30 protein-coding genes and 1 tRNA gene are annotated in these 25164 nt (G+C 69.9%); 17 read left to right on the top strand and 14 right to left on the bottom strand.

Annotated features, from left to right (window positions below; genetic code table 11):
• Positions 1-144: 144 nt before the first annotated feature.
• Together ACFVYA_RS26825 and ACFVYA_RS26820 are read right to left on the bottom strand one after the other, a co-directional pair.
• Complete coding sequence (locus ACFVYA_RS26825) at positions 145-849, bottom strand: ANTAR domain-containing protein (RefSeq protein WP_387048843.1); 705 nt, start codon at positions 847-849, stop codon at positions 145-147.
• A 129-nt stretch (positions 850-978) separates the two neighbouring features.
• Positions 979-1410 carry an Hsp20/alpha crystallin family protein gene (locus ACFVYA_RS26820; RefSeq protein WP_387048841.1) on the bottom strand — a complete coding sequence of 144 codons (432 nt, stop codon included), beginning with the start codon at positions 1408-1410 and terminating at the stop codon, positions 979-981.
• Between the two features lie 107 nt (positions 1411-1517).
• Here ACFVYA_RS26820 and ACFVYA_RS26815 point away from each other — a divergent pair, with 107 nt between their 5' ends.
• The 3 genes from ACFVYA_RS26815 to ACFVYA_RS26805 all read left to right on the top strand — a co-directional run bounded on the left by ACFVYA_RS26815 (position 1518) and on the right by ACFVYA_RS26805 (position 2625).
• Positions 1518-2126 carry an HSP18 transcriptional regulator gene (locus ACFVYA_RS26815; protein WP_387048839.1) on the top strand — a complete coding sequence of 203 codons (609 nt, stop codon included), beginning with the start codon at positions 1518-1520 and terminating at the stop codon, positions 2124-2126.
• A 62-nt stretch (positions 2127-2188) separates the two neighbouring features.
• Positions 2189-2422 carry a DUF6480 family protein gene (locus ACFVYA_RS26810; protein ID WP_285993068.1) on the top strand — a complete coding sequence of 78 codons (234 nt, stop codon included), beginning with the start codon at positions 2189-2191 and terminating at the stop codon, positions 2420-2422.
• A 29-nt stretch (positions 2423-2451) separates the two neighbouring features.
• Positions 2452-2625 carry a hypothetical protein gene (locus tag ACFVYA_RS26805; RefSeq protein ID WP_285993067.1) on the top strand — a complete coding sequence of 58 codons (174 nt, stop codon included), beginning with the start codon at positions 2452-2454 and terminating at the stop codon, positions 2623-2625.
• Here the strand turns inward: ACFVYA_RS26805 and ACFVYA_RS26800 are convergent.
• From ACFVYA_RS26800 to mdlC, 3 genes are read right to left on the bottom strand one after another with little or no spacing between them, the layout of a single operon-like run.
• Positions 2622-3833 carry an MFS transporter gene (locus ACFVYA_RS26800; RefSeq protein ID WP_387048837.1) on the bottom strand — a complete coding sequence of 404 codons (1212 nt, stop codon included), beginning with the start codon at positions 3831-3833 and terminating at the stop codon, positions 2622-2624. The genes ACFVYA_RS26805 and ACFVYA_RS26800 overlap by 4 nt on opposite strands.
• Before the next feature lie 11 nt (positions 3834-3844).
• Complete coding sequence (locus ACFVYA_RS26795) at positions 3845-5272, bottom strand: benzaldehyde dehydrogenase (RefSeq protein WP_387048835.1); 1428 nt, start codon at positions 5270-5272, stop codon at positions 3845-3847.
• 2 nt (positions 5273-5274) lie between these two features.
• On the bottom strand, positions 5275-6843 hold the full coding sequence (gene mdlC, locus ACFVYA_RS26790) for a benzoylformate decarboxylase (RefSeq protein ID WP_387048833.1): 1569 nt from the start codon (positions 6841-6843) through the stop codon (positions 5275-5277).
• A gap of 94 nt (positions 6844-6937) precedes the next feature.
• Here mdlC and ACFVYA_RS26785 point away from each other — a divergent pair, with 94 nt between their 5' ends.
• On the top strand, positions 6938-7828 hold the full coding sequence (locus tag ACFVYA_RS26785) for a LysR family transcriptional regulator (RefSeq protein ID WP_387048831.1): 891 nt from the start codon (positions 6938-6940) through the stop codon (positions 7826-7828).
• Here the strand turns inward: ACFVYA_RS26785 and ACFVYA_RS26780 are convergent.
• Positions 7825-8559 carry a cellulose-binding domain-containing protein gene (locus ACFVYA_RS26780; protein WP_387048830.1) on the bottom strand — a complete coding sequence of 245 codons (735 nt, stop codon included), beginning with the start codon at positions 8557-8559 and terminating at the stop codon, positions 7825-7827. The genes ACFVYA_RS26785 and ACFVYA_RS26780 overlap by 4 nt on opposite strands.
• A gap of 312 nt (positions 8560-8871) precedes the next feature.
• Here ACFVYA_RS26780 and ACFVYA_RS26775 point away from each other — a divergent pair.
• The 4 genes from ACFVYA_RS26775 to ACFVYA_RS26760 all read left to right on the top strand — a co-directional run bounded on the left by ACFVYA_RS26775 (position 8872) and on the right by ACFVYA_RS26760 (position 11252).
• Positions 8872-8958: transfer RNA gene (locus ACFVYA_RS26775), tRNA-Leu, on the top strand.
• Positions 8959-9062: 104 nt separating this feature from the next.
• Positions 9063-9530, top strand: a complete 468-nt coding sequence (locus ACFVYA_RS26770; RefSeq protein ID WP_387048828.1) for an AbrB/MazE/SpoVT family DNA-binding domain-containing protein — start codon at positions 9063-9065, stop codon at positions 9528-9530.
• Complete coding sequence (locus ACFVYA_RS26765) at positions 9520-10554, top strand: tyrosine-type recombinase/integrase (protein WP_387048826.1); 1035 nt, start codon at positions 9520-9522, stop codon at positions 10552-10554. Before ACFVYA_RS26770 ends, ACFVYA_RS26765 begins: the two co-directional genes overlap by 11 nt.
• Positions 10551-11252, top strand: coding sequence for a DUF2637 domain-containing protein (locus tag ACFVYA_RS26760; RefSeq protein WP_387048824.1), 702 nt, complete (start codon positions 10551-10553; stop codon positions 11250-11252). The genes ACFVYA_RS26765 and ACFVYA_RS26760 overlap by 4 nt, the downstream gene beginning before the upstream one ends.
• On the opposite strand, the gene ACFVYA_RS26755 is transcribed toward ACFVYA_RS26760, so the two are convergent.
• Positions 11227-11463 (bottom strand): hypothetical protein, encoded by a 237-nt coding sequence (locus tag ACFVYA_RS26755; RefSeq protein ID WP_387048822.1) that lies wholly within the window; start codon positions 11461-11463, stop codon positions 11227-11229. The genes ACFVYA_RS26760 and ACFVYA_RS26755 overlap by 26 nt on opposite strands.
• A 131-nt stretch (positions 11464-11594) precedes the next feature.
• Positions 11595-12875, bottom strand: coding sequence for an SEFIR domain-containing protein (locus ACFVYA_RS26750; RefSeq protein ID WP_387048820.1), 1281 nt, complete (start codon positions 12873-12875; stop codon positions 11595-11597).
• 318 nt (positions 12876-13193) lie between these two features.
• Between ACFVYA_RS26750 and ACFVYA_RS26745 the strand changes: the two genes are divergently transcribed.
• The 6 genes from ACFVYA_RS26745 (at position 13194) to ACFVYA_RS26720 (ending at position 18230) form a co-directional block, all read left to right on the top strand.
• Positions 13194-13469 carry a hypothetical protein gene (locus ACFVYA_RS26745; RefSeq protein ID WP_387048818.1) on the top strand — a complete coding sequence of 92 codons (276 nt, stop codon included), beginning with the start codon at positions 13194-13196 and terminating at the stop codon, positions 13467-13469.
• A gap of 516 nt (positions 13470-13985) precedes the next feature.
• On the top strand, positions 13986-16046 hold the full coding sequence (locus tag ACFVYA_RS26740) for a P-loop NTPase fold protein (protein WP_387048817.1): 2061 nt from the start codon (positions 13986-13988) through the stop codon (positions 16044-16046).
• Positions 16043-16489 (top strand): hypothetical protein, encoded by a 447-nt coding sequence (locus ACFVYA_RS26735; RefSeq protein ID WP_387048815.1) that lies wholly within the window; start codon positions 16043-16045, stop codon positions 16487-16489. Before ACFVYA_RS26740 ends, ACFVYA_RS26735 begins: the two co-directional genes overlap by 4 nt.
• A gap of 453 nt (positions 16490-16942) precedes the next feature.
• Entirely contained in the window at positions 16943-17506 is a 564-nt protein-coding gene (locus tag ACFVYA_RS26730; RefSeq protein ID WP_387048814.1) for a prepilin peptidase, read from the top strand.
• Between the two features lie 62 nt (positions 17507-17568).
• Entirely contained in the window at positions 17569-17802 is a 234-nt protein-coding gene (locus ACFVYA_RS26725; protein ID WP_387048812.1) for a hypothetical protein, read from the top strand.
• Positions 17799-18230 carry a hypothetical protein gene (locus ACFVYA_RS26720; protein WP_387048810.1) on the top strand — a complete coding sequence of 144 codons (432 nt, stop codon included), beginning with the start codon at positions 17799-17801 and terminating at the stop codon, positions 18228-18230. Before ACFVYA_RS26725 ends, ACFVYA_RS26720 begins: the two co-directional genes overlap by 4 nt.
• 11 nt (positions 18231-18241) lie before the next feature.
• Here the strand turns inward: ACFVYA_RS26720 and ACFVYA_RS26715 are convergent, their stop codons facing one another.
• On the bottom strand, positions 18242-19285 hold the full coding sequence (locus tag ACFVYA_RS26715) for a hypothetical protein (RefSeq protein WP_387048808.1): 1044 nt from the start codon (positions 19283-19285) through the stop codon (positions 18242-18244).
• 94 nt (positions 19286-19379) lie between these two features.
• Between ACFVYA_RS26715 and ACFVYA_RS26710 the strand changes: the two genes are divergently transcribed.
• The 3 genes from ACFVYA_RS26710 (at position 19380) to ACFVYA_RS26700 (ending at position 22235) form a co-directional block, all read left to right on the top strand.
• Positions 19380-20249 (top strand): N-6 DNA methylase, encoded by an 870-nt coding sequence (locus ACFVYA_RS26710; RefSeq protein WP_387048807.1) that lies wholly within the window; start codon positions 19380-19382, stop codon positions 20247-20249.
• 72 nt (positions 20250-20321) lie between these two features.
• Positions 20322-20612: a hypothetical protein gene (locus tag ACFVYA_RS26705; RefSeq protein WP_387048806.1), complete on the top strand. Its 291-nt coding sequence runs from the start codon at positions 20322-20324 to the stop codon at positions 20610-20612.
• A 381-nt stretch (positions 20613-20993) separates the two neighbouring features.
• A complete protein-coding gene (locus ACFVYA_RS26700; RefSeq protein WP_387048805.1) occupies positions 20994-22235 on the top strand; it encodes an ROK family protein in 1242 nt (413 codons plus the stop codon).
• A gap of 78 nt (positions 22236-22313) precedes the next feature.
• Here ACFVYA_RS26700 and ACFVYA_RS26695 read toward each other — a convergent pair whose 3' ends face one another.
• The 5 genes from ACFVYA_RS26695 to ACFVYA_RS26675 all read right to left on the bottom strand — a co-directional run bounded on the left by ACFVYA_RS26695 (position 22314) and on the right by ACFVYA_RS26675 (position 25135).
• A complete protein-coding gene (locus tag ACFVYA_RS26695) occupies positions 22314-22544 on the bottom strand; it encodes a hypothetical protein (RefSeq protein ID WP_387048804.1) in 231 nt (76 codons plus the stop codon).
• Positions 22545-22555: 11 nt separating this feature from the next.
• Positions 22556-22711, bottom strand: a complete 156-nt coding sequence (locus ACFVYA_RS26690) for a hypothetical protein (protein ID WP_387048802.1) — start codon at positions 22709-22711, stop codon at positions 22556-22558.
• A gap of 65 nt (positions 22712-22776) precedes the next feature.
• A complete protein-coding gene (locus tag ACFVYA_RS26685) occupies positions 22777-23172 on the bottom strand; it encodes a DUF2231 domain-containing protein (RefSeq protein ID WP_387048801.1) in 396 nt (131 codons plus the stop codon).
• Between the two features lie 121 nt (positions 23173-23293).
• The gene (locus ACFVYA_RS26680; protein WP_387048799.1) at positions 23294-23737 is read right to left on the bottom strand and encodes an FMN-binding protein; all 444 of its coding nucleotides are present in this window, start codon (positions 23735-23737) and stop codon (positions 23294-23296) included.
• 15 nt (positions 23738-23752) lie between these two features.
• The gene (locus tag ACFVYA_RS26675) at positions 23753-25135 is read right to left on the bottom strand and encodes a ferric reductase-like transmembrane domain-containing protein (protein ID WP_387048797.1); all 1383 of its coding nucleotides are present in this window, start codon (positions 25133-25135) and stop codon (positions 23753-23755) included.
• Positions 25136-25164: the final 29 nt, after the last annotated feature.

Genomic DNA, 25164 nt, shown 5'->3' with positions numbered 1-25164 from the left:
GTCCTGCGCCGGCTCGTCGAAACGAGCCCGCCGAGCGTGGGGAAGCGGTTCGTGACGACCGGCCTGGCGGATGCGCCGACGCCGGACGCCGTCGCGGCGGCCGCGGAGCGCATCGCGGTCTTCCGCGTCGAACGGTCCTGAAGGTCAGCGGCGGAGGTCTTCCAGCGCGTGCAGCACCTGCTGGGCGGCGCGGCGGGCGGCCGGGCCGGGGTGGATCGTGCGCTCGCCGTCCGGCTGGGGCGCCGGGGCGCCGCCGAGCAGCTCCACCAGCGCGACGGCGAGTTCGCGCACCTTGACGTTGCACTCCTGGCTCGCCCGCCGCAGCGCGTTCCACGCTTCGTCGGGGCCGCAGCGGCGCAGGGCGATGACGATGCCCTTGGCTTCCTCCAGCGCGGCTCGCGACTGCAGGAGGTCCAGCATCTGGTCGGTCCGGTCCGGCCGGCCCGCTTCGGCGACGACCAGGGCCATCGCGGCGAGCCGCTCGTGACGCCGCAGCACGTTCACCGTCTCTTCGGTGGCGGCGCGGTCGAGGGCCACCGACAGGACCAGCGTCCTCTCGGCGTCCCTCGTCGAGGGGAGGGCGGCAGCCCCGCGCACCCGCGGCCAGTCCGCGGCGAGGGCGGGGCGGTGTTCCAGCAGGCCGGTCAGGGTCAGGGACGGCCAGCGGTCGTCGGCGTAGACGTCCGCGGTCACCACCGGCTCGCCGGTGCGGCCCGCGGTCGGGACCGGGCCGCCGAACCCGGTCAGCTGGGCGGGGACGAAGGCCGCGGCGAGCCCGTGGGCGGCAGCCAACCGCTGGGGACCGCCACGGTGGTGCACGGACACCGCCGCGCCGAGGCTGCCCGGCACGTCGGCCGCGATCCGGGCGAGCAGTTCCTCCAGCAGGGGGTCGCTCCGCGCGTCGTGGAAGTGGCAGTCACCGCAAACCCCTCCTCGGCGCGGTGGGAGCGGGGCCGGGCGCGCCGGCCCCGCCGGGGGTCAGGCTTCGATCTGCGTGCGGTCGCCGGCGCCGCCGATCTCGATGCGCCGCGGCTTCGCCTTCTCGACGATCGGGATGCGGACGGTCAGCACCCCGGCGTCGTAGCTCGCGGTGATGTGCTCGGTGTCCAGGGTGTCGCCGAGGAACAGTTGGCGGGAGAACACGCCCAGCCGCCGCTCGGAGACGTGCATCCGGACGTCGTCACCGGTCGGCAGGGGCCGTCGTTCGGCCTTGACCGTGAGGACGTTGCGCTCGACGTCCAGCTCGACGGCGCCGGGATCGACACCGGGGAGGTCGAAGCACACCACGAACTCGTCGCCGGCGCGGTAGGCGTCCATCGGCATCGCGGCCGGTTTCGACCAGGTGCCCGCGCCGAAGACCTGCTGGGCGAGCCGGTCGAAGTCGCGGAACGGGTCGGTGCGCATCAACATCGGGATCCACCTCCTGGAAACTCGTCGACTCTGGTGTCAACACGCGCCTCTGTTCTAGCATGTCGTCAAAACGATGACAAGATGTGAGTCGTCGAAAGGATGACGTGATGGACGGGACCGATCCCACCGGCGTGCTGCGCCGGATCCAGGAGGTGGTCGTGGCCGCCCGGGCCGGGGCGGGCGACCAGGACCGGGTGCTGGACGCGCTGTCCGGCCTGCGGCTGCTGCGCGAGGAGCTGGCGAGCTGGGAACCGGAGCTGATCGCCGCGGCCAGGGCGGCCGGCGCCAGCTGGGTGGCGCTCGCACCCGCGCTGGGCGTCGCGAGCCGCCAGGCCGCGGAACGGCGTTACCTGCGGCTGCAGCCGTCGCACACCGGCGAGAAGACCGGCGAAGCGCGGGTCGACGCGGAACGCGACCGGCGTGCGGGCGACCGGGCCGTCGCCGACTGGGCCCGCCGCAACTCCGCGATCCTGCGGCAGCTCGCCGGCCGGGTCAGCGCGCTCGACGGGCTGGGCCCGGCCGGGCAGGCCAGCGCCGACCGCCTCGGCGCGGCCCTCGGCGACGACGACCCGGCGACGCTGCTCCCGCCGCTGGCCGCCGCGCAGCCGCACCTGACCGGCGCGCACGCCGGGCTGGCCGAGCAGCTCGGGGAGATCTCGGCCCACACCGACCGGCTGCGCCGCGACGCCGCCGGCAACCGCCGGTCCCGCGAGTGATCGGGTTTGCCCGGCCGCCGGCCGGGCACCCGCCGCGGGAGCGACGGAAGGACGGTGCCGCCATGACCGCCGAACCCCCGGATCCGGACCCCCGCCGGACCCCGGACCTGGAAGCCGGGGGTGGCGTGCCCCCGGGCAGCACGCCACCCGACTCCGCCCAGACGTCGGGGTTGTCGCACCCGCAGCCGATGCCGTCCAAGGCGATGCCGGTGCTGTGGCTGGTCGTCACCGGCATCCTCGTGCTGATGGTCGCCGGGCTGGTCCTCTCGCTGGCCATCGGCTGGCTGCGTGTCTGAGATCGGTCGGGACCGGGTACTCGCGAAGCATGACCGACACCCCTGACCGGACCGAAACCCGCGCCGAGCTGCTGCCCGAAGAGCAGGCCGTCGAGAGCGCGGACCCCGAGGGCCAGGCCCGCGAGGTCCTGCGCGACTCCGACCGCCGCACCGAGCACCCGGAGGCGACGCTGGGCCGCCGCCGTCCGGAAGACACGGTTTAGCCGGCGGACACGGGCGTCAACCGCTCCTCGGCCCGCGTCTCGCCGCGCAGCAGCAACACCGCGACCAGGCCCAGCGCGGCCACCACGGCGAAGAAGTAGAAACCCCACGGGTAGGCGATCCCGGCGGTGACCAGCGCCCCGGTGACGAACGGGCCGAGGATCGAGCCCAGCCGCCCGACCGCCGACGTCAGGCCGAGCGCGGTACCACGGGCCTGCGCCGGGAACGCGTGCGCGACGTAGCCGTAGATCAGCACCTGCGCGGAGAACACGAACACGCCCGTCAGCAGCACGACCGCGTTGAGCACGACCGCGTTCGGGATCTTCAGGCTCAGCGCCGCCAGCAGGACCGCCCCGGCACCGAACCAGATCCGCACGATCGGGCGGATGCCGAACCGGTCGGCGATCGTGCCGGCCAGCACCAGCCCGAGCACCGCGCCGACGTTGAGCACCAGCAGCAGCGTGATCGACGTCGAGATCGGGTAGCCCGCCGTGCGCATCAGCTGCGGCAGCCAGGTGTTGAGCCCGTAGACCAGCAGCAGGCCCATGAACGAACCGGTCCACACGGCGATGCTGATACGCCGGAACCGGCCGCTCAGCAGGTCTTTGAGCCCGGCGCGTTCGTGCTGCTCCCTGGCCGCGAGGTAGGCCGCGGACTCCGGCAGCTTCCACCACATCAGCGGCACCGCCAGCAGGCCGACGATCCCGCCGCCGTAGAACAGCAGGTGCCAGTCCTCCTTGGCGGACAGCGCGAGGACCGAAGTCAACACCGCGCCGACGTGGTAGCCGGTCATGGTGAACGTGCTCGCGCTGGCACGCCGCCGGGCCGGCAGGTTCTCCGACATCACGGTCAGCGCCACCGGCATGCACGCGCCGAGGCCGAGCCCGGCGACGAACCGGAAGATGCCGAACGTCGCGACGTTCGGCGCGAGCGGCGTCAGCAAGGTGAACAGCGAAAACAGCAGGACCGAGCCGATGAGCAGCACGCGGCGGCCGAACCGGTCGGTGAGCGGGCCGAGCCCGGCGGCGCCGACGGCCACGCCGATCAGCGAGACCGTGGCGACCACGGTCGCGCCCGCCGCGGTGAAACCGAGGTAGCCGCTCTTGAGCAGGGTCGGGATGGTGGCACCGAGCGCGACCAGGTCGTAGCCCTCGAGCAGGACGGTCAGCCAGCAAAGGACCGCCGTCCACGCGCCACGAGACGTCTTCATCGTCGTGCTCCTCAGAACGGGTAAGGCGCGAGGTCCGCGCGGACGGTGAGCCACTGCGTTTCGGTGAAGGCCTCGATGTTGGCTTTCGCCCCGCCGAAGCGGGAGCCGTTGCCGGAGTCGCCGACGCCGCCGAAGGGTGCGGTCGGTTCGTCGCCGACGGTCTGCTCGTTGATGTGCACCTTGCCGGAGCGGACCTCCTCGGCCAGCTTCATCGCGGTGCCGACGTCGCCGAGGATGCCGACCGACAGGCCGTACTCGGAGGCGTTGACCAGCCGGGCGGCCTCGTCGAGGTCGCGGTAGGCGCGCACCGGCGCCACCGGGCCGAAGATCTCCTCGCGCCAGGCCGGGCTCGCGTCGTCGAGTCCGAAGAGGACGGTCGGGGGGTAGAAGGGCGCGTCGGGCTTCCCGCCCGCCAGCACCTGCGCGCCCGCCGCGACGCTGCGGTCGACGACGTCGGTGACGTGCGCGAGCTGGCGGTCGTCGATGATCGGGCCGAGCGCGACGTCGCTCTCGGCCGGGTTCCCCACGGGCAGCCGGCGCGCCTTCTCCGCGAGGGCTTCGACGTATTCGTCCACCTGGGACTCGTGGACGAGGTGACGGCCGGTGGTCATGCAGATCTGACCCTGGTGGAGGAACGAGCCGAACGCGCCGGCGGAGGCCGCCTTGGCGACGTCGGCGCCCGGCAGCACGACGAGCGCGTTGTTGCCGCCGAGCTCCAGGTGCACCCGCTTGAGCGAGCGCGCGGCGGCTTCGCCGACCTTCCGCCCGGCCGCGGTCGAGCCGGTGAACGACACCACCGACACCTCCGGCGCGTCGACCACCGCGGCGCCGACTCCCGTGTCCCCGGGCAGCAGGTGCAGCAGGCCTTCGGGCAGCCCGGCCTCCTCGAAGACGCGCAGGATGCTCACCCCGCCGGACACCGCGGTCCGCAGGTCGGGCTTGAGCAGCACGGCGTTGCCGAGCGCGAGCGCGGGCGCGACCGAGCGGATGGCGAGGATCAGCGGGAAGTTGAACGGCGAGATCACCGAAACCACGCCGGCCGGCACCCGCCGGGCCAGCGACCAGCGCGGTTCGCCCGTGCTCAGCACCTCGCCGAGCGGGTGGGTGGGCAGGGCCGCGGCCTCGAAGCAGATCCCGGCCGCCATCCCGGTCTCGATCCCGGCCTTGGGCCGCGTCGAACCGGCTTCGCGGACGATCCAGTCCTGCACCTCGGCGGCGTGCTTTTCCCACAGTTCGCCGGCGCGGCGCAACACGGCGGCGCGTTCGGCGGGCTTGCGCCGGGCCCAGTCACGCTGGGCCTTCGCGGCGGTGGCGGCGGCTTCCGCGACGTCGTCCGGCGTCGCGATGCCCACGCGGCCCAGGGTGTCCCCGGTGGCCGGTTCGACGACCGCGTGGGTTCCGCCGCTTCCGCGGACGAAGGCGTCATCGAGCAAGGTCATGATCACTCCGGTGTGGTCGGTTCGGTGTCGACCTGGATCAGCCGCGGGCCGTCCGGGGTCGTCTTGAGCTGGGCGCGCAAGTCGTCTTCGTCGCCGACGGTGGTGGCTTCGACGCCGTACCCGGCAGCGATGGCCGTGAAATCGAGCCCGGGGATCTCCGTGCCGGGCACGTCCGGCGTCCCGAGCAGCTCGCCGAACCAGCGCAGGGCGCCGTAGACGCCGTTGCGCAGGATCACGAAGGTGACCGGCACGCGGTAGTGCGCGGCGGTCCACAACGCCGTGATGCCGTAGTTGGCCGAGCCGTCGCCGATCACGCCGACGACCGGGCGGTCCGGGCTGCCCATCGCCACGCCGACCGCGGCGGGCAGGCCGAAGCCGAGCCCACCGGCGGCCGGGAAGAAGTACGAGCCTTCGCGGCGCAGGTCCATCTGCCGCCACCAGGCCGAGTTCGTCGACGTCGACTCCACGACGTAGCGCGTGTCGCCCGCCTGGGTTTCGCGCAGGGCGGCGAACACCTGCTCCGGGTGCAAGGCTTTCCCGCCGGTCTTGGGCGCCGGGTTCGCTGCGTAGCCCGCGCTCGCTTCTCGTCCCGGCACCTTGGCCAGCAGCGCCTCGATCACCGGCGCGGGGGCGGCGACCAGTGCCTCGCCCATCGGCGCGCGGGCCGCGGCGCCGAAGTCGTCGGTGACCTGGATCAGCCGGGTGCCCTCCGGCAGGTACGCGCCGGGCACGTGCTGGTGGTAGCGGAAGACCGGCGCGCCGAGCACCAGCACGAGGTCGTGGCCGGTCAGCGCGGCCGACACCGGCGCGATGCCGGCGGGCAGCACGCCGCGGAAGAGCGGGTGCCGGTTGGGGAAGGGCAGCCGGTGCGGTGACGGCGCCACCCAGGTCGCGACGCCGAGGTGCTCGGCCAGGGCGACGGCCCGGTCGAACAGCCCGGTGGCGTCGAGGTCGCCGCCCAGGACCAGCGCCGGGTTCCGCGCCGCGGCGACGCTCGCGGCGAGGGCGTCGAGCTGGGCTTCGCTCGGCGCCAGGCCTTTCTGAACCTGCCTGTCGAGCGTCGCGGTCTCGTCCAGCTCCACGGCCCAGTCGTCGTAGGGCACCGAGAGGTAGCTCGGGCGCCGGTGCAGTTCGGCCTCGAACACCGCCTGCGCGAGCGACCTCGGGACGTCTTCGGCGCAGCTCGGCTCGCCGGACCAGGCGACGAGGGGGCGCATCAGCTGCGTCGCGTCGACGTTGGCGAGCATCGCCTCCGGCCCGATCGCCGTCCGGACCTGCTGGCCCGCGGTGAGCACCAGGGGAGAACGCGAGTAGACGGCGTTGGTGAGCGCACCCATCGCGTTGCCGGAGCCGGCGGCGGCGTGCAGGTTGACCAGCACCGGGCGGCCGGTCGCCTGCGCGTAGCCGTCGGCCATCCCGACGACGGCGCCTTCGTGCAGGCCGAGGACGTAGCGGAAGTTCTCCGGCAGCTCGGCGAGGAACGGCAGCTCGTTGGAACCGGGGTTGCCGAAGATGGTGGTCAGGCCACGGCGGTCCAGGAACTCGTGGGCGAGCCGGCGGACGGTGGGCATCGGTGGGGCCTCCTCGAAGTCGGACCGACCCTATGGAGCAGCGCGGTTGTGTTCCAATAAATGTTGCCTCGGTGGTTCATAGAGGGGATCGATGATGCCGGACTTCGACCTGAACCTGGTGCGCACGTTCGTGCTGCTGTACGAGACCCGCAGCGTGACCGCGACGGCCGAGTCCCTGCACGTCACGCAGCCGACGATCAGCTACAGCCTGCAGAAGCTGCGGCGCCGGTTCTCCGACGAGCTGTTCCGCCGCACCGGCGGCGGCCTGGTCCCGACGACGACGGCCCGCGCGCTCTACGAGCCCCTGCACAGCGCGCTGTCCGAGATCGAGACGGCGGTGAGCGGCGCGAAGTCGTTCTCGCCGTCGACGGCCCGGGCGGCGTTCACGCTGTGCCTGTCGGACCTGGGAGAGATCTCGCTGCTGCCACGCCTGATGGCGGCGCTGCCGTCGCGTGCTCCCGGGGTGACGCTGACCGTCCGGCCGCTGGACGTCGACCGCGCGGCCGACCAGCTCGGCCGCGGCGAGGTCGACGCGTTCATCGCGTCGTCGCTGATCAGCTCGCAGCGCGTCGCCCGGATCCCGCTGTTTTCCGAGGGTTACCTGGGCATGGTGGCGCGCGACCACCCACGGCTTTCTTCGGTGGTCACCTTCGGCGAGCTGGCGGCGGAGCGCCACGTGACGGTGTTCGGCCCGACCGGCCACGACGGCCCCCGCCGCGCGCTGGAGGCGTGCGGCCTGCTCGACCGCGTGGTGCTGGAGGTGACCCGGTTCGCGGCGCTGCCGTACCTGGTGCAGGACGGCGAGCTGGTGGCGATGGTCCCGCGGCTGGTGGCGGAGGTGTTCGCGGCCGAGCACCGGGTCCGGCTGTTCGAGCTGCCGATGGAGGTCGAGCCGGCCCAGGTGTCGGTGTACACGCGGCACACGCACGCCCGCAGCCCGGCCCAGCACTGGCTGGTGGGCTTCATGCGTGAGGTGCTGGGTTAGTTCGTGCTGCAGCCGGTGCCGTTGAGGCTGAAGCCGACGGGCGCCGGGTTGCCGCGGTCGAAGGAGCCGTTGAAGCCGATGTTGACGGTCGCGCCCGGGGCGAGGGCCAGGTTGTAGGAAACCGCTTTCATGGTGACCCGCGAGCCGCTCTGGGAGTAGTCGCCGTTCCAGCTGTGGGTGACCCGCTGCCCGGCGGTGAAGTTCCAGGTGGTCGTCCACGGGTTGAGCGTCTGGTTACCGGTGTTGGTGACGAAGACGTTGGCGGTGAACCCGTTGGGCCACTGATCCGTGACGGCGTAGTGGACGGTGCACGAGGCGACCGGAGCGGGCGGGGGAGGAGCCTGGGTCTGGCTGGTGGTGGCGGTGGTCTTGGGCGCGCTCGTCGAAGGGGACGCGGAGGTCGAGACCTGCCGGAGCACGGTGGGCACCGGCGTGGGGCTCGGCGCGGTGGTGGCCACCGTCCGCGGAGTGGTGGCGGGCGCCAGCGGATCTGCAGCCAGGGAGGCTTGCCGCCCGGGCGAGCTCTCCGAGGTGACGGCAATGATCACGAGGCTCCCGACGACGACAAGGCCCCCGCACAGGGCGGAGACCCACCGAATCCGCCGCCCGGCCCGCTGCTGAGCGGCGGCGGCCTCCTTCGCCCGCTGCTCGAGCCGTTCCCGGTAGCCGGCACCGGTGTCATCCTCACGAACCCGCGCAACGTGCTCGGAGGCCTCCAGCGACCGGGGCATGGCCCCGGTTTCCCGCAGGAGCTCATCAACGGAAATCTCATCATCAGACGGCCAACCAGCGCGCGCCATACCGGAACCTCCAGGTCCTGAGGGCGCTTGAACGCGCTGGCTTGCCCGGCGAATCCTAGGAAGCAGAACCGGTCTTGTAAACCGTATGAGCACGGCGTTTCACCGGCCCATCGCCCAGCCACGGCGGCGCCTGGATCGATGCAGAGGAGCGAAGCCGGTCGATGATGCCAGACCCGGTCCCAGGGCGGATCCGGACCCCCCTGAAGGAGGGGTCGGGGTGGCCGTATACTCTTTCTTCAGCAGGTCCGAGTGGCGGAATGGCAGACGCGCTAGCTTGAGGTGCTAGTGCCCTTAACGGGCGTGGGGGTTCAAGTCCCCCCTCGGACACCAAAAGTGGTGAACTTTCACCGATCCTCTCACAGCACGCCGATCACCGGTTTTGGTGGTCGGCATCTTGCGTTGCAGCCTCGTGTCACCCGGTCGAGGTGGTCAACGTGAGCGCTCTCGTAGCTCCGGTGATCCCTGGGGCGAGCATCGACGGCCTGCTGGCGCCGTTGGCTCCGATCGCGGTCCCGCTGCCGTTGCCGACACCACCGCCCGATCGATCCCGGTGCGGTCTGGCTTACGCGATCGCCCGCATCGACGCCTCCGGCCGCGTGTGCGTGCGGCCTCTGCTGAGGTTGCTGGGCTGGCCGGCGTCGGTGCGGCTGGCTGCGACCGGCGTGGCGACCTCGGTGGTGATGAAGCCTGACCCCGGCGGCGTGTTCCGGTTGGGTACGCGCCGGACGGTGGTGCTGCCTGTCGCGCTGCGACGGTTGTGCGGTGTGACCGCCGGCGACGACGTCCTGCTGGTAGCCGACCCTGAGCACGGTGTCCTGGTCGTGCACCCGTTGACGGCCCTGGACCAGATGATCCTCGGTTACCACGCCTCCCTGACCGGCGGTGGTGGCGATGACCAGTAGCCAGATGGAACTGGACGCGGCCCGGTTGCTGTTGTCGAAGATGGGCATCGCCCCTGCCGACCTGCTCACCGAACCGGTGGAGCGACGGCGGGTTCCGACGTTCACCGACTACATCCCGGTGGTCGCCCGCGCGGTGTCGGCGGCGACGGCACGCTCGTACTCCTCCTACTGGCGTCGTCTGGAGGCGGAGTGGGGGAGTCGGCGGCTGGATGAGCCGTCGCCGTCGGAGATCAAGCAGCTGGCCGAGGAGTCCCGGGCGCAGGCGGTGGTGCGGCGCAACTCCCGCGGTGGGCGGAACGCGGCGGAGAACTTCATTGCCGCGGTCCGCTGTCTGTACCGGCATGCGGTCGCCGACCGGATCCTGACCGAGGCCGAGAACCCGGCACTGAAGGTGGCCAAACCCCGCCGGTTGCCCTCACCACGACGAGCGCTCGCTGACCACGAGCTGATCGAGATCAACGCCGCAGCAGCCGAGACGGGAGACGACCCGTATCTCGACACGCTCCTGCTGAGGCTGCATACCGAGACTGCGTGCCGGCGTGGGGGAGCTTTGGGGTTGCGGCGGCGAGACCTGGAGGAGACCCAGTGTCTCGTCTACCTGCGGGAGAAGGACGGCACGAGCCGGTTCCAGCCGGTGTCACCGACGTTGATGAGACTGCTGGTCTCGCACGCCGACGAGCGAGGTGCAACCCACCCCGACGGGCCGCTGCTGCGGTATCGCACGGGAGAGCCGATCACCAAACGCCGCTACGACTACCTGTGGGACCGGATCGGCCGACATGTCCCGTCGGTGCACACGCAGAACATCTCCACCCACTGGCTCCGGCACACCACGTTGACCTGGGTCGAGCGCCGGTTCGGCTACGGCGTTGCGCACGCCTACGCGGGGCATTCGGATGCGGGGGACAGCGCGACGGTGACCTATGTCAAAGCCTCGCTCCACGACGTGGCCACCGCACTGGCCGCGCTCACCGGCGAGCCCCACCCCCTCGCTCACAAGCCTGCCCTCGGAGGTGCGTCATGACCCGACCACAGCGATGGCAGCTCTCCCTGGTCGTCCAATGTGCCTGCACCGCCCTGGTGGCCCTCGGCGCGGCGTATGCGTCCTACCGGCACGGCCGCACGTTCGCTCTTCGCTTCGGCGCCGACCCCACGACGGCGGCGATCTGGCCACTGATCGTCGACGGCCTGCTCACGATCGCAACGGTGGAGCTGTGGACGGCCGGGCGAGACTCCGGCCGCCGTATCGCGTGGACGGCGTTCGGGTTCGGGATCTCGCTCTCGCTGTGCGCAAACATCGGCTCGACCGACAACCAGACCATTCTCGGCGTCATCGTCGCCGCCAGCCCACCCCTGGCCCTGCTCCTAGCGGTAGAACTCCTCAACCGAGCCCTCCGCCATCGCCGTGAGGCCCACAACGAGACCGAGCAGCCTGCCGCCGAGACTCCGCCGAGACTGCGACTCGCAGACGTCTCGGACGATCCGGCCCCGACCGCCGAGCAACGCATGTGGGAGTACTACGTCGGCGAGCGGGCCCGCGGCCGCACGCCGACGGGCGCCGAGCTGGATCGAGTGGTCGGAACGCACAACTACGGCCGTCGGATTCTCCGGAAGTGGAGGACCGAGCAAGATCGGCAGATCAACGGCTCCGGACGTTCTGAGACGGTAGGCGCAGTAACGACGTCCGCGAGGGCGGTCATTTACTCGGGTCCGCCTTCGTGATGTTGATGTGCCGCTGGGGCGACTCAGTTCCCGTGAAGAACGGCTTCGCGACCTTGTCGTCGGGGACCGCCTTCATCGATTGCGGCGCGTCGTCCGAGGCGCTCACTCCGCTTCCGGTGTCCCGGAACGAACCGCTCGCGAGGCTCTGCGTCGGTGCGGAGGTGTCGGTCAGCAGCCAGGCGGTCAGTCCGCCCGCTACCAGCACTACCACTACCACGAGCGCGAGAACGGCACGTTTCGACGCGATCGCGGCAGCACACGTCCTCCCCGGCTTTCCGGCATCCGAGGAATCGACGGGTGTGCGTTGCTCCCCACCAGAGTCTCTCGGCCGGCGGCCGGTTGTTACGGACGCCCGCATCCCGGCAGGTCGGCGACCAGCTGCGCGACGAGTTCCGTGGTGACTTCGGCAACATGCGCCCGGAGATAGCCGAGCGGGATGCTGTCCGTACCAGTGGTCTTCGCCTTCCCGCCGTGCATCCACGGGAACGTCGCACTAGATGATCCGTCTTGTAGGGTGCCGGGATCGCCGGGCGAAACCGAATCCAGCGGGCCGAGCCTGAGCAAGGGGACGACATCATCCGCGAGAACCTTTAGGCCGCTCGCGGTGGAGATCAGTTCCTCGGCGATGCGCTGCAAGGAGGCGTCGTCGACCTTCGCGCTGATCGCGTCGCGGCGCAACCGCATGGCGATGACGACGGTCCGATCGCGATGGACATCGATGTACAGCGGGAAGTCCGGTGACACGCCGAGCCCCGCGCCGCGAAGCAGAGGCTCAGACCGAACGGATGCGACATCGCCTTCGACCGCTTTGCGGACTTGCCACTCGTCTTGGGACCGGCTGCCCAACGGACTAAGGGGCGGGAGAGCCGCGCTGAGGATGCGCTCGAGATCGCTCACGAGCTCGCGGAGGCCGGCCATCGGCAGGTTCGGGACCGGAACAGGCGGGTGGAGCTGCAGTTCGAGGACCGGTCCGCCGAGGCGGTCGGGGACCGTGTCGAGCGCGGTGTCGACCGGCTGGACCGGGACCCTCAGCCCGCGCCACCCGACATCCGGTTCGAGTTCGGACTGTGGTTCCGCGGGCAGCTCCGGTGGCAGGTCCGGGACCGGGCCCAACGGCGGCATGACGTAGCGCGGGCTTCCGTAGAGCGTGCGCAAGAGGTCTTCCATGCCGTCCCGCGTGAAGTCAGTGATGTAGTAGCGCGTGACGCGCCGCAGGTCGGCCGGGATGTCCTGGTCGTCGGCGCCGGGCAGCACCACCATCTTCACCGTTTTCTGAAAACGCTGCTGATCCGCGTCGAACCGACCGTGCAGGGCGTCAGCCTCCCGCGCGGCGCCGGCGCCTTCGGTGGGCGCGTTGCTGCCTTCCCAGCGTTCCCGCCAGGCGCGTGAGATCGCGATGATGGTCGTGTCCGCGTGCTCGATCGCCAGGGTTCCGTAGCGGGTCCAATCGACTGCGTCGTCGTGCTGGTGGAAGAGATCGATGTCGGCGTCGACGCCCGCTTCCCGGAGAGCCCTGGCGAACCTGTGGACCGTGTGCTGCCACTCGTCCGTCTGTTCGGCCGTCCAATCGCTCGCCCGGTGCGCCCAGGTGACGAACGTGGTGGGTCGTTCCGTTCCAGCCATCGGCTCAGCCTACGTCCGCTGGGCCCGCCGACGCTCGAGGCACGACTGAGCCGCCCGTCCGGGGGAGTCCACTTCGGAGCTCTCCGGTGAGCGCACGACGATCATTCAAAATTTGACGCTACATCTGAACCCCTCGTACCTGCGCTCGGCCGCAGACGGCGGCGTGACCCAGTACAAGGACTGGGGATCCCGCTGGGCCGCCGGTTCCGCGCGCTGACGTTGTAGTTCTAGCTGTGTCTGGACGGCGTGGAAGCGGTCCGCCAACGGCTGCGACGCGACCTATCCAACGCGCGCTGGCTGGCGAGCGCGGTGGAAGACATGCCCGGCTGGGGGGTGCTGGCGCCGGTGAACCTGCAGACGGTCGTCCTCCGCGACGAGCCGCCGGGAACCGTGCCAGCCGCCGGCGAGATCCAGGACGGCGCCGCCCTGGACACGCACACGCTGGCATGGGTCGAAGAGGGCAACAGCTCCGGGATCGCGTTCCTGACCCCGTCCCCGCTCGACGGGCACCGGTCGGTACGGGTGAGCTGGGCTACCGGCCCGAATCCGGGGCGTGACCGGCGAAAGTGGCGAGGGTGGCCCGATCGCCGTTGATCGTCGCGTGGGCGAGCAGGATCGACCTGGCCGACCAGGTGGTGAGTTGCGCCGGCTTCGGTGACTCCGCCGCGGACGCCGTGGTCGGGTACTGTGCGACATGGTCCACGAGTGCCTGCACCTGCCCGCGGATCAGCAGCGTGGCCCTGCCACCCGACAAGCTGCTGGCGGGCTCACAGGCTTGGCAAGACGAGAACGTTGGCCATCCCCAGTCTCGTCTTGAGGTTAAGAACGCGATCCCGCCCGCGGTTGCCGGATGCTGCAGTGTGTGACCGCGCCCCGATCCACACACCTGGTTATGTCCTCAACCTTGGCCAGCTCGGCCGTCGTCAGCGCACCGCGCGCCGCTACACAGGATGGGATGTCTGCCGAGACGCAAGAGTTAATTTGCAACCACTGTCGTTGTTGTGCGGATAACTATTCATGTCACTAGTGGATATCACTACTACCGTAGGCCTCGTGTCGGGCCTGGAAGTGTCGGGCGAACTGTCTATAGTGCACTGAGGGAGGTGTGGTATGGACGGCCGGATAGCAGGGGCGGGTGGTTTCGACGCAGAGTTCACGGTGAGGTCCGGGTTGCTCGGGCACGAGGATTTGATTGAGGATCGAGAACTCACGGACGCCCACGAGGACCGGTTCGAGCACCAGCGCATAGCTGACCAGCTCGTCGAGCTTGCGACGAGAGTGGAAGCTCCGACGAACATCGCTCTGTACGGGCCGTGGGGTTCGGGGAAGTCCGGTATCGCGAACCTCGTGAAAGGAAGGCTCCAAGGGGTCAAAGGGGTACGGTTCGTTCGTTTCGACGCGTTCAAGTACGCGGAGAATCCCCTGCGCCGGACGTTCGTGACGGCTGCCGCGAACGAGCTCGGCGTAACTGATGCGAAGTACCACGAAGACCTGTACTCGGGACGCACCCGCACGGACATCCGCGTCCCTGCCACGAGTGTCTGGGCGCTGATCCGGGTCTTCGCTGCACTGTTTGTTGCCCTGGTGTTCCTCGTCGTGGGGGTCATCGCCATCATTGCCCTGCTTCAGGCCGGCTCCTTCGGCGAGAACTTCACCAGGATGGCGGGCACCGCTGTCACGGCCGGGCTCGTTCCGGCGACGCTCTTGTCAGGGCTGATCGCCCTGGTCGGCAAGAATCTCGCGGCCGAACGCAGCCTGTCCAAGCCGGACAGCGACGAACAGTTCGAAGCACTCCTCGCGGATCTGGTGAAAGATTCCAAAGCGAACCGTGTGGTGATCTTCGTCGACGAGCTCGACCGGTGCAGCTCGGAAGACGTGGTCGCCACGTTGGATGCGGTGCGAACCTTCCTCGGAACTGACCGATGTGTCTTCATAGTGGCCGCTGACCAACAGGTACTCGAAGAGGCCTTGTCGCGAAAATCGCAGCAACCCACCCCGGTGACGGCGCATAATCCCTACTACAGCACGGGAAGTGCCTACCTCGACAAGGTCTTCCAATACCAGATCAGCCTTCCCGCCCTGCTCGCTCCCAACATCGGCGAGTTCGCCCTAAACCTGGTGAAGGATCGTGAGTCCGGCGTCTGGAGCGAACTGACCAATCTTCCGCTGGTCATCTCGGTCCTGATTCCCGGACACGTAACCAGCCCACGTCGGGTGAAGCACCTGCTCAACACGTTCGCCTTGACCTACCGGCTCGCCGAGGACCGGTACCGGACCAAGCATCTTCACGAGAACCCCGCACGGTCGGCGACAGCCCTGGCGAAACTGGTGTGCCTACGCGTGGAGTTCCCTCTGTTCGGCCGGGACCTGGTCATCGATCCAGAGCTTCCCGCGCACGTGCTGAACTTGCAGAATTCCGAATCCCTGCCCGACGACATCGACCCCGATGCGAAAGAGCTTGCGCAGAGGTACAACAACCCGGATGCCAAGCTCGCACCCCTCATGGTCGGGGAGGGCAACGAAAACGGCGAGGGCGTCAACGGGGCCGGGAACAAGCGGGTCGCTGACACCCGTCACACCCATCATCGCCAGCTTCTCAACTACCTGCAGCGGACCCGCACCGTCGACGGCCCATCGCGCGATCTTGTTTTCCTGCGGAGCGAAGAGAGCCTGTTCGGTCTCGACACCGCGTCCGCGAAGCGGCTCCTGGCGTCCGCCGAAGACGGCGACATCGGGGCCGTTGTGGACGCGGTCGGTGCCGAGGACGGGTCTCTGGATCGACGTGACTCAGCGTTGCGATATCTCACCACGCGTATGCGTCATTCGTTCGGTGTCGCGGAGCAGAACATCGCCGTTGCCCTGATCGAACTGGTAAAACAGCGACCTGACCTGCCATACGGCATCGTGGCCGACGAGGTCCTCGCCTCGATCTCCAACCTCGAGCAGTCCGGGATCAACATCCTGACGGCGAGCAACGCTCAGGGTGCCTGGCAGCTGACGCTGTGCACGACAAGCGATGCCGACGGGCTCCGTCGGCGGATCATCCAGATCGTCCCCAGCCGCATCCTCTGCAAGAACACCGCGCAACGCGACGAAATCAAGACGCTCCTCCATGCCAAGGGCGTCACCAGCATTGCCGGGAAGCCGATCGAGGAGGTCGTCACGCTGTGAAGCACCTGACCGAAGACGAGTTCTGGACGCGGTTCACCGATCTGCTCGTCGGACGCGGGCAAGACACCGGCGACGATCTGCCCGGCGCTGAACTGGTCGTGTTCGACGACGGACGAGAAGTCTTCCGTGCCGCGCTCGCGCGGCACGCCCGCCGTGACCGCGACGACCCCGCAGTCGTGTGGATCCGCCCCCTCGTCACACCAGCGACCGTCCGAAGCGGACTTCCTACCTTCGACGTGGCGGTCGTGCGCCGCCGCGCGATCCACATCGCTCACGCGGACATCGACGACGGTTGCGTGGCGCTCGACCTGGTCGCGGGGCAGCAGGCACGCATCGAGCCGGCGCGCGCCGAGCGACTGGCCGTGCTGCAGGACTTCGACACCTGGATGACCACGCTCTCGGGTGACCAGCGCGCCGAGATCGCTGCGCTCGACCACGACTGACCACAGCCTCGTTCGTGCCGTATCCGACGGCCCGCTCCATACGCATGTCTTCGGTGAATCGAGTGCAGGGCAGGCGGTGGTGGCGATGCAACCTGAGGTAGCGGATGTCGAGTGGGTCACTGGCCACTTGGAGGCCCATGGTCAGCTTCTGGTGCACGGCGCGACACTCGCTGAAGTCGCCGCTCGCACCCAGGCCGCGATCGCCGCTCGAAGGCCCGCTGGGTTGCGGGTGCGGCTGCGGATCCTGCACGCCGGCTGGTGGCGGATCGAAGCCTGCCGCTGCCGACGCTCACTGGCGTGCTCGAACCACCCGGCCTGGCACTACCGCCCGGCCACGGCCGCCGACAGCACAGCGTTCCGAGGCGCCGAGGTGAGACTCGTGTTCGAGCAGCGACCGCGGTGAACGGGATGTTCGCAGGGGCAGCCGTCGCGATGGCATGCACACCGCTCACGATGACTTTGCTCCGCCGCGCGGCGACGACGCCTGTGCCGTCGCTTGTCCAGTTCTTGTGCCTCTTCGGCAGCTGGGCAGGCGGAGCGGCAATCGGGCAGTGGCCGCCGCTCATCCCAGCGGCCGTTTCCTTCGGACTGTTGGCGGTTCCCGCGGCCGCGATCGACTCCGTCGAGCACCGCATTCCGAACCAGCTCAGCCTTCCGCTGGCGGTCACGATGGCGTTTTCTCTCGCCGGCGCGACCTTTGTCGCTCGGGACAGCGTGAGCGGTGTGCGTGCGCCGCTTGGGGCGCTGGTGTGGGGTGGGCTGTTGCTGCTGTCGTTCGTGCTGACAGGGCAGCCGGGCCCGGGTGACGTCAAGTTGGCGCCCAGTATCGGCGCGGTACTGGGTTGGTTCGGCTGGCCGTGTGTGCTGGGCGGCCTGGTTGCGACGTACCTGCTGACCGCAGCCGTCGGCGTCGTCGGAGCGGCCGCCGGCCGGTATCGGCTGCGCGATGGCCACGTTCCGATGGGGCCACCGATGGTCGCCGCCGCGTTGATCCTCAGCACGCTGGCTCAAGTCTGAATCGTCGCCGGCCGGGTTGGGACGTGACTCCTGCGTCCGTCCCGGCAACCGAGGAGCCCAACGTGAACGAGTACTCCGCCGACGACCTCGACCAGGCCACTGCGTCAGCAGCGCAGCGGTTCGACCTGGACAGTCCGCAAGCGCGTGAGCTGGTGGACATCGTCGCGACCGCCCTCAGCGACGGGGGAGACGCGATCGACGACGCCGCCTGGGAAGTTCAGGACCGCGATCCCGGCGTCGACGGCGAGGACTTCGTCGAGGACGTCGCCGACAGCCTCGGGTACGACCTCCCGTGAGCGGGGACGAGGCCGACCGCTACGTCGTGCTGCAGCGCAAGAGCCAGCTGTTCCCCACAGTCGTGGCGACCGCCTACCGGCTTCGCTGCCTGCCGGTCTGGCGGAACCGTGAAGCTGTCGATCCGTCCTCGGTGTCGGAGGCACTGGAAGAGGCCGTTCTGCAGCTCGCGTTCTTCTGCGATGAAGGGCTCAACGCCACGCTCGATCAACTGCTCGCGGCCGTGCACGCTCGGGTCGAGACCGTGCGGCAGATTCACGCGGACAGCCGCCCGGGTTTTGGTGGCAGGGTCGACGAGAACGTTCGCGAGGTTGACGAATCCGGACGTCGGCAGCTGGACCGCGCCATCACGGCCTTCGTCGACGCTGCCCGCGCGGACCTGCGCATCGAGGGTTCGTGGGTCCCATTGCGCATTGCCGAAGCGGGTTGATCACGTCCGGCTTAGTCGGATCGTGGGGTCGGTGGCGTGTCGACGAGGTTGACCTTCTTCGTGATGCGTACCGGGGCGTCGACGGGTCCACGCCAGTGCCCTGCGACCGGTGTCAGCTTGCGCAGCTGACGCCCGGGACCGTAGGCCTGGCGCCGGATGAACGGCGCGACCGGAAAGCGGACGCCGACCTTGCGGCCGGAGGGCTCCCCACTGCGGACGGTCGCGGGAGAGGCCTTTCGGCTGACCGACACCACCCGGACCGGCGAAGCACGGTGGCCGGCTCGTTCGGCGCGGGCGCGCTGCGTGCGGGGGAGGTGTTCCTCAGTGGTCTCGGTCAGGGTGTTGGGCGTGCAGAAGATCCAGCCTGCGTGGACGGTCTGCAGCCAGTCGATCGTCGTCTCCGCGGCCGCGATCTTCGCCGGGTCGATTACCCGGCCGTCCGGGCCGGGTGCGACGGTGACCGATGTCGAGCCCCACGGCATGTAGAGCTCGTTGTCCCACGTGAGTTCGGCGTGCTGCTGGTGGGTCGTCACTTCTGCTTCGGCTGCGCTCGCGCCCAAGGAACGGGCGAGGCGCTTGAGTGCGGCGAAGTCGGTGACGCTCCAGAACGTCACCCATAGCCCGCCGGTGTCGGAGGTGACTAGCTCGGTCCCGCCCCAGGAGACCGCGACGATGTCGATGCGCTTGCCGTCTTCGCGGGTGTACTCGGCCATTGGCTCGGCGAAGAGCATGAACCCGGTCGGTGCCGGGAGGTCGTGGGGCTGGATGTCCCACTTGTCCCGCAAGCTCGGGGCGGCCTGGCGTACGAGCCGGGTGATGTCGGAGGTCACGTAGAACAGCTGCGCCCCGCTCAGGCGCTGGTGCTCGTCGCCGAGCAGGAGGCTGGCTCCGGTTTCGGGGCTGGTGATCGGCCGGAGTGTCCCGCGTCCGCGGCGAAGGGCGTCGGCGACCGACAGGTGGGCTGGCCACGTCGTCAGGTACTCGGCCAAGTGCTCGCGTAACGCGGGCAGTTCGCGGGGTTGCGGGGGAGACCAGCCGGCCGGTTCGGGTGTCATCAAGCCTCGCTCTCAAACCTTGTGTACTGAGTGCTCATGGTTTACGGTAAGCAAACATTGAGTACTTAGTCAACAAGGGTGAGGGGGCGTCGTTATGACGTGCGGTAAGCACCGACCGAGTGGCTCGGCCCTGAGCGGGCCGATCAACGCGGAGGCTCATGCGCTGAAGATCGCGATCGAGGTCGCCTCGGCCTGGCACAAGAACAGTGCGTCAGGTCAGGCCGAAGTACCGATGGGTGTCGTCGCGACGATTGCGGCGGCCGGACTGCTGGTCGATGACCCGGTTTGGCTGGCGGAGGAGATGACCTCGGCGTCGCCGACCGACTTCGTCAACCTCGCCCGGCGGGTGTGGGCTGTCGTGGTCACGCGTCGTCCGGATGTGACGTTGTGGTCGTACCCGTTGCTGCGCTGGTTGTTTGCGGACCTTGACGAACCGACGCGACAGCGGATCAAGCGGTCGGCTCTCGCTGCGCTGAACGCCGGGCAACTCGATCTGACCGCTACGGAGCGACGATTCGACTGCGACCTGTTCGGCCCGCTACTCGGCGCTCTGCGCTCGCGGACGGCGACGAAGGTCAACGCACAGATGTACACGCCGGGAGACATCGCCTGCGCCCTGACTGCCGTCGCGCTCGACGACCTCAAGGCCGGACAGTCGTTCTGCGACGACACCGTCGGCACCGGTGGGCTCTTCCGGGTGGCCGCCCAGATCGTCCGCAGCCGCGGTCTCGACCCGGCCGACATGGTGTGGTTCGGCGCGGACACCGACGAACTCGCCGTCGCCGCCACGGCGGTCAACGGCCTGCTGTGGGGTCTCGGCTCCGGCGTGACCCTGTACGTGGGCGACATCCTCGCTCACCCACATTGGCCCGAGGAGGCCAGCCGCGGACGAGCGTGGTTTCTCAAGCAGGTCGGCTCCCTGGAAGCGGCGAGGCAGGCCCTCGACTTCCTGAAGCGAATCTGATCTTGTGCCTTCGACGCGCCGTCGACGGCGCGGGTGACGGCTCTGCCTGGTCGTTCCTGCTAACTTCGCCGGGTGGAGCAAGGCGAGCGGCAGATCGCGGCCGGACCGGCCGCGCCGGCGGACACGACCTTCCGCTACGTCGACATGGTCGAGATCGGCTCGTGGTTCAACGTCAGCCACCGCGCCGTGGCAAACTGGCGTTCCCGCTACGCCGACTCCCATCCCTTTCCCGAGCCTGACGTCGTCATCGGACGGACGCCGGGTTGGTCACCTGAACGAAGGGCCGAGATCGAGCAGTGGGCGGCTGCGCGGCCGGGTCAGGGTGCCGGCGGCGGGCGTCCGCGCAAGGTGGACGACGACTGAGGTCGACTCGAAGGAACTCGAACCGGCTAAGCAACCGCCTCGGAGCCACGGGGAGATGTCGACGCGCTCATCGTTTGCCGCGGTTCGGGCGGTGGACATGCCCGCCGCCGAGTATGAGGCACCGGACTCGAGCGGGACCATCAGAGTTCGTCGTCGGTGCGGTCGGTCACCGGATCGTCCGGCACATCGAGTAGCGGTGAACTTGTCGGAAGGCGGCGTCGGGTTACCTACGTCGCCTGGATGCCGCACGACCCAGCGGAGCGTCCAGTCCGGCGAAGGCCGGCAGGCTGACCGGCGGTGAGACGCGGCCCGCATCGCGGGATTGCATGCAGGGCGCGATGGTGCGAGTCTGGCCCGAACACTCTACGCATCGGACACGACATGGAATTGCTGACGCCCTGGGACGGTTCGAGGGTCGGGTTGGACCAGGACGACATGCGTCGGCATAATCGCGCTGCTTTTCTTCGCCTCGTGCACCTGAACGGCGGAATCTCACGGGCTGAACTCGCGAGACAGATGAACCTCAACCGAAGCACGATCAAGACGTTGACGGCGGAACTGAGCGCGGCAGGTCTGGTCCGGGAAGTGCCTCAGACGGACAATCGTCACCAGGGCCGCCCGTCGCTCATCGTGCGGCCGGAGACTCAGCGTTTCCACGTAGTGGCGTTCGACGTCGCGGTGGACCGGTTGGTCGCCGCCCGGATCGGCCTCGGCGGTGTCATCCTGGACCGCAAGGTCGCGGCCCGGCACCGGTCCGGAGTCGATCTCGATTATGTGGTCACGACGCTCGCGGAGCTCGGCCACCAGTTGACCGAGGCGGCGCCGCCGACCTCGACTTGCGTGGGACTCGGGGCCTCGTACTGCGGAATGATCCGTCCCGACGACGGGACCGTCCGTTTCGGCCCCGACCTCGGATGGGTCGACCAGGCGTTCGGCGCTGAACTGGCACACCGGCTGGGGCTGGGACTGCGGGTGCCGGTGGGAAACGAGGCGCATCTCGGAGCGCTCGCGGAGCACCTTCGTGGGGCCGGGATGGGGCAGCAGAACCTTGTCTACCTGCACGGCGATGTCGGCGTCGGTGGCGGGATCATCGTCGGCGGCACGGTGCTGGACGGCGACGCGGGGTACGGCTGCGAGCTGGGCCATATGGTCGTCAACCCGCACGGCGGGCGACCTTGTGGCTGCGGCTCCAGCGGGTGCCTGGAGGCGGAAGCCGGGGAGCGGGCCTTGCTGGACGCCGCGCGCCGGCCGACGGAGGTCTTCGGTCGCGACGCGGTGCGAGCGGTGGCCGCCGACGCGGCCGCGGGCGACGCCGACGCGCGAAACGCGCTCGATTACGTCGGGGATTGGCTGGGCATCGGCGTGGCGAATCTCATCAACCTCTTCAATCCGGCCGTGGTCGTCTTCGGCGGAATGTTGCGGGACGTGTACGCCGGTGTATTGCCGCGAGTACGCAGCCGCGTCGCACGCAATGTGCTGCCGGTGGCGAAGGAAAAAGTGCGCCTGAGTGTATCGGCGCTCGGGGACGACACCACCCTGATCGGCGCCGGTGAGCTCGGATTCTCGCAGCTGCTGCGCGATCCATTGAGGGAAACACCAAGGGTTTCGCCGACCGCTTGGTGATCCGGTTCCGGCGTGTGGGGGGAGCCATCGGCCGCGTGGCCGGCGGTCGGAACGGGTCCACCTCGCACCGGGCCGGAGTTACCGCGCGTCGTCCGGTCGACGACCACACTCGGCAGCGAACGGCGCGAGCATGTCGTGCAGTTCGGCGGTCGTCAGCGCGCCGTGCGGCCGTCGTCTCGGCGGCGCCGGTTCAGCCTGGTCCAAGCCGAGCATCGCCTTCCGTTCGGCCTCGTCGTGGCTGTCGTTGGCGTACCGCTGCACGACCCGGACGGCGCGGCTGCGCTCTTCCGGCGTCGGTTCGGCGAGCATGGCGGGCCCGCTCAGTCTTCCGGTTCGACGACGTCGAGCCGGTAGCCGGGCACGAGTCGCGCGTGGCCGGGGCTGAACTCGACCCAGACCGAGCCGGGACGCAGTTCGGGTGCGCGGTCGACCACGACGCCGGTCCCGCCGGTGAACCGGCCGCTGTGTGCGCGCACCCGCAACCCGTTGGGGAATCCTCCGGCTCGGGCGGCTCCGGGGTTTCGATCGTGGTGGACGATGCTCATGTCGGGGTGACCGCGGTCGATGCCGGGGCCAGGAACGTTCGGCGGCCGGTCTCGTCCGCTCGAATTCGCAGACTCTCCCGTCGGCGCCACCAGACGAGGAGCGCGAGCAGGGCCACCGGGATCGCGACCCACAGGGCGGTGTCGCCGAGTTCGGTGTGGGTCCGCACGAGCGGGGTCGAGGCGACGCGGCGCTCGAGCCATTCGCCGGCATCTGTCGTGATCGGGACCAGGACCACGACGAGCACGGACAGGATCGCGTTCGGCCCGGCGAGCTTGTCCCGTGCGGCGGGCCACACCGCGCTGAGCACGAGCAGTAGCGCGGCGAGGGGGAGGAGGACGACGATCGCGTGCACGAGCAGCACGTGAGCGGGAAGGCCGTTGACGGTGGTCATTTTGTCCTTTGCGGAGGGTTGGATCGCCGGGAAAGCGGTCCGTCGGTGAGGGCGGAGCCGATGCGCGGACCGCGCAGGCGGAGGCCGGCCCGCCGTGCTCAGGACCGGCGGGGCCTGGTTGTCACCTGTGGGCCTGGTCGATCGCCGACTGCAGGGACTGCTGGTAGCCCTCGGAGGTGTAGGTGGCGCCGCTGACCGTGTCGATCTGTGCGCTCTGGGCCTGCAGCGTCTCCTGGTTCAGCTCCGGCACGGCAGCGGAGTTGATCCGGACGTCGCGGCCGCTTTCCTGCGGGTATTCGATCGCGTCCGCCTCGGTGATCTTGCCGCCCGTGACGGTGATCCGCACCTGGACCGGTCCGTAGCGGGTGTCGGCGGCGTCGCCGGTGAACGTCCCGTCGCCCCCGGAAGAAGCTCCGGACGCGGGCGGGGCTGTGGTATGTGACGGCTGCGTGCTGCCGAGGGGCCTGCCGGTGGCGACCGGCGTCTGGTCGGTGCTGGTGCGGTAGCTGAACAGCAGCACGACGACGGACACGGTCGCTGCGACGGCAATGGCGATCCTGCGCATCGGGAGAGTCCTTTCCTACCAGGCGAACCGTTCGGCGTGGATGCGGTCGCCGGGGACGCCGGCGTGGCGCGCGCTGTCGAGAACGGCGGCGGTCCACGCATCGGGGCCGCAGACGTAGACGTCGTGGTCGGCGATGTCGGGCACGAGGTGGCGCAGCACCTGCTCGTCGGGCATGGGGGCGTATCCGGCGGGCAGCCACGACGCGCGGTCGCGCGAGCGCCGGCCCAGCAGGTAGTGGATGCGCACCCCGCGGCGGGCGGCGAGGTCCTCGATCTCGCGCCGGAACAGCAGGTCCGCCTGCCGGCCGGTGCGGAGGAACAGCACGGCATCGCCGGACCGGTAGGGCAGCTCCTCCAGCAGGGCGCGCAGCGGGGTGATGCCGATGCCGGAGGCGAACAGCGCGAGCTTCCGTCCTTTTCGGACGTTCGCGGTCAGTCGGCCGTACGGGCCTTCGAACCACGCGGGGGTGCCGGGCCGGAGGGTGGCGAGCCGGCGGCTGCCCTCGCCGAGGTCCTTCGCCGTGATCCTCAGCCGCTGCCCGTCCGGGGCGGCCGAGAGCGAGAACGGCTTGCCGCGCGTCCGGCCCGGTCCGGAGCCGAACCGCCAGACGAAGAACTGGCCCGCCGCCACCGGAAGCCGGTCGAGGTCGCGGCCGCGCAGGTATACCGAGACGACGCCGGGGCCTTCGGGCACGACCTGCTCGACGACCAGCCGGTGCCGGGCGTTGAGCCACACCGGCCGGCCGACGCGGAACACGAGCACGGCGCCGGCCGCGGCGGCGTAGGCGGTCCACCAGAACGCGGTCGCGACCGGTGAGGCGGTGAAGTCGGCGCCGGTCCACAGCTGGTGCGGCAGGGCGAGGGCGGCGCCGAGGTAGGCGTAGAGGTGCAGCAGGTGCCAGGACTCGTAGCGCAGCCGCCGCCGGGCCGCGCGCACCGACGTCACGGCGACCATGCCCAGCGCGGCGGTCCCGGCCGCGGCCAGGAGCATGCCCGGGTAGGTCGTCACCAGCGCCCACGCCTCGGCCAGGACGCCGGAGCGGTCGGCCGCCGCGTAGCCGAGGGTGATGAGCACCAGGTGCGCGGCGAGCAGCGTGATCGAGGTGAACCCGACGAGCCGGTGCCGCCGGGCCAGCTCGTCCTGGCCGTAGCTGCGCTCCACCCACGGGATGCGCGCCATCAGGAGCAGCTGCAGCAGCAGGAGGTCCGCCGACAGCAGCCCGGTGAGCCGCCCGGTCGAGGTGAAGAAATCGGAGCCGAGGTCCTGCAGGCCGCGGCCGGACACCCAGAGCGCGACCACGAACAGGACGCTCAGCCAGGCTGTCAGCCCGGCGGCGTCCCGCCACCACGCGCGGACCGCGGGGTGCGCCACGCGGCGGACGGTGAGGGTGGTGGACATCGGGCTCCTCGGGTGATCGCTTCTGAGGT

Origin of the sequence: Amycolatopsis sp. NPDC058278 (genome assembly GCF_042881395.1) — a bacterium.
In the GTDB taxonomy this organism is placed as follows: domain Bacteria; phylum Actinomycetota; class Actinomycetes; order Mycobacteriales; family Pseudonocardiaceae; genus Amycolatopsis.
Note: the sequence above shows the minus strand (reverse complement) of the source record. Positions and strands in the feature narration are given on the sequence as shown.

Excerpts from the sequence above, each read along its gene's own strand:
- ACFVYA_RS26675 (WP_387048797.1), bottom strand. The coding sequence starts at position 25,135 with ATGTCCACCACCCTCACCGTCCGCCGCGTGGCGCACCCCGCGGTCCGC.
- ACFVYA_RS26750 (WP_387048820.1), bottom strand. The coding sequence starts at position 12,875 with ATGGCTGGAACGGAACGACCCACCACGTTCGTCACCTGGGCGCACCGG.
- ACFVYA_RS26740 (WP_387048817.1), top strand. The coding sequence starts at position 13,986 with ATGGACGGCCGGATAGCAGGGGCGGGTGGTTTCGACGCAGAGTTCACG.
- ACFVYA_RS26800 (WP_387048837.1), bottom strand. The coding sequence starts at position 3,833 with ATGAAGACGTCTCGTGGCGCGTGGACGGCGGTCCTTTGCTGGCTGACC.
- ACFVYA_RS26785 (WP_387048831.1), top strand. The coding sequence starts at position 6,938 with ATGCCGGACTTCGACCTGAACCTGGTGCGCACGTTCGTGCTGCTGTAC.
- ACFVYA_RS26730 (WP_387048814.1), top strand. The coding sequence starts at position 16,943 with ATGACTTTGCTCCGCCGCGCGGCGACGACGCCTGTGCCGTCGCTTGTC.
- ACFVYA_RS26795 (WP_387048835.1), bottom strand. The coding sequence starts at position 5,272 with ATGACCTTGCTCGATGACGCCTTCGTCCGCGGAAGCGGCGGAACCCAC.
- ACFVYA_RS26695 (WP_387048804.1), bottom strand. The coding sequence starts at position 22,544 with ATGCTCGCCGAACCGACGCCGGAAGAGCGCAGCCGCGCCGTCCGGGTC.
- ACFVYA_RS26700 (WP_387048805.1), top strand. The coding sequence starts at position 20,994 with ATGGAATTGCTGACGCCCTGGGACGGTTCGAGGGTCGGGTTGGACCAG.
- ACFVYA_RS26685 (WP_387048801.1), bottom strand. The coding sequence starts at position 23,172 with ATGACCACCGTCAACGGCCTTCCCGCTCACGTGCTGCTCGTGCACGCG.
- ACFVYA_RS26715 (WP_387048808.1), bottom strand. The coding sequence starts at position 19,285 with ATGACACCCGAACCGGCCGGCTGGTCTCCCCCGCAACCCCGCGAACTG.
- ACFVYA_RS26760 (WP_387048824.1), top strand. The coding sequence starts at position 10,551 with ATGACCCGACCACAGCGATGGCAGCTCTCCCTGGTCGTCCAATGTGCC.
- ACFVYA_RS26810 (WP_285993068.1), top strand. The coding sequence starts at position 2,189 with ATGACCGCCGAACCCCCGGATCCGGACCCCCGCCGGACCCCGGACCTG.
- ACFVYA_RS26765 (WP_387048826.1), top strand. The coding sequence starts at position 9,520 with ATGACCAGTAGCCAGATGGAACTGGACGCGGCCCGGTTGCTGTTGTCG.
- ACFVYA_RS26680 (WP_387048799.1), bottom strand. The coding sequence starts at position 23,737 with ATGCGCAGGATCGCCATTGCCGTCGCAGCGACCGTGTCCGTCGTCGTG.
- ACFVYA_RS26820 (WP_387048841.1), bottom strand. The coding sequence starts at position 1,410 with ATGTTGATGCGCACCGACCCGTTCCGCGACTTCGACCGGCTCGCCCAG.
- ACFVYA_RS26815 (WP_387048839.1), top strand. The coding sequence starts at position 1,518 with ATGGACGGGACCGATCCCACCGGCGTGCTGCGCCGGATCCAGGAGGTG.
- ACFVYA_RS26805 (WP_285993067.1), top strand. The coding sequence starts at position 2,452 with ATGACCGACACCCCTGACCGGACCGAAACCCGCGCCGAGCTGCTGCCC.
- ACFVYA_RS26780 (WP_387048830.1), bottom strand. The coding sequence starts at position 8,559 with ATGCCCCGGTCGCTGGAGGCCTCCGAGCACGTTGCGCGGGTTCGTGAG.
- ACFVYA_RS26710 (WP_387048807.1), top strand. The coding sequence starts at position 19,380 with ATGACGTGCGGTAAGCACCGACCGAGTGGCTCGGCCCTGAGCGGGCCG.
- ACFVYA_RS26745 (WP_387048818.1), top strand. The coding sequence starts at position 13,194 with ATGCCCGGCTGGGGGGTGCTGGCGCCGGTGAACCTGCAGACGGTCGTC.
- mdlC (WP_387048833.1), bottom strand. The coding sequence starts at position 6,843 with ATGCCCACCGTCCGCCGGCTCGCCCACGAGTTCCTGGACCGCCGTGGC.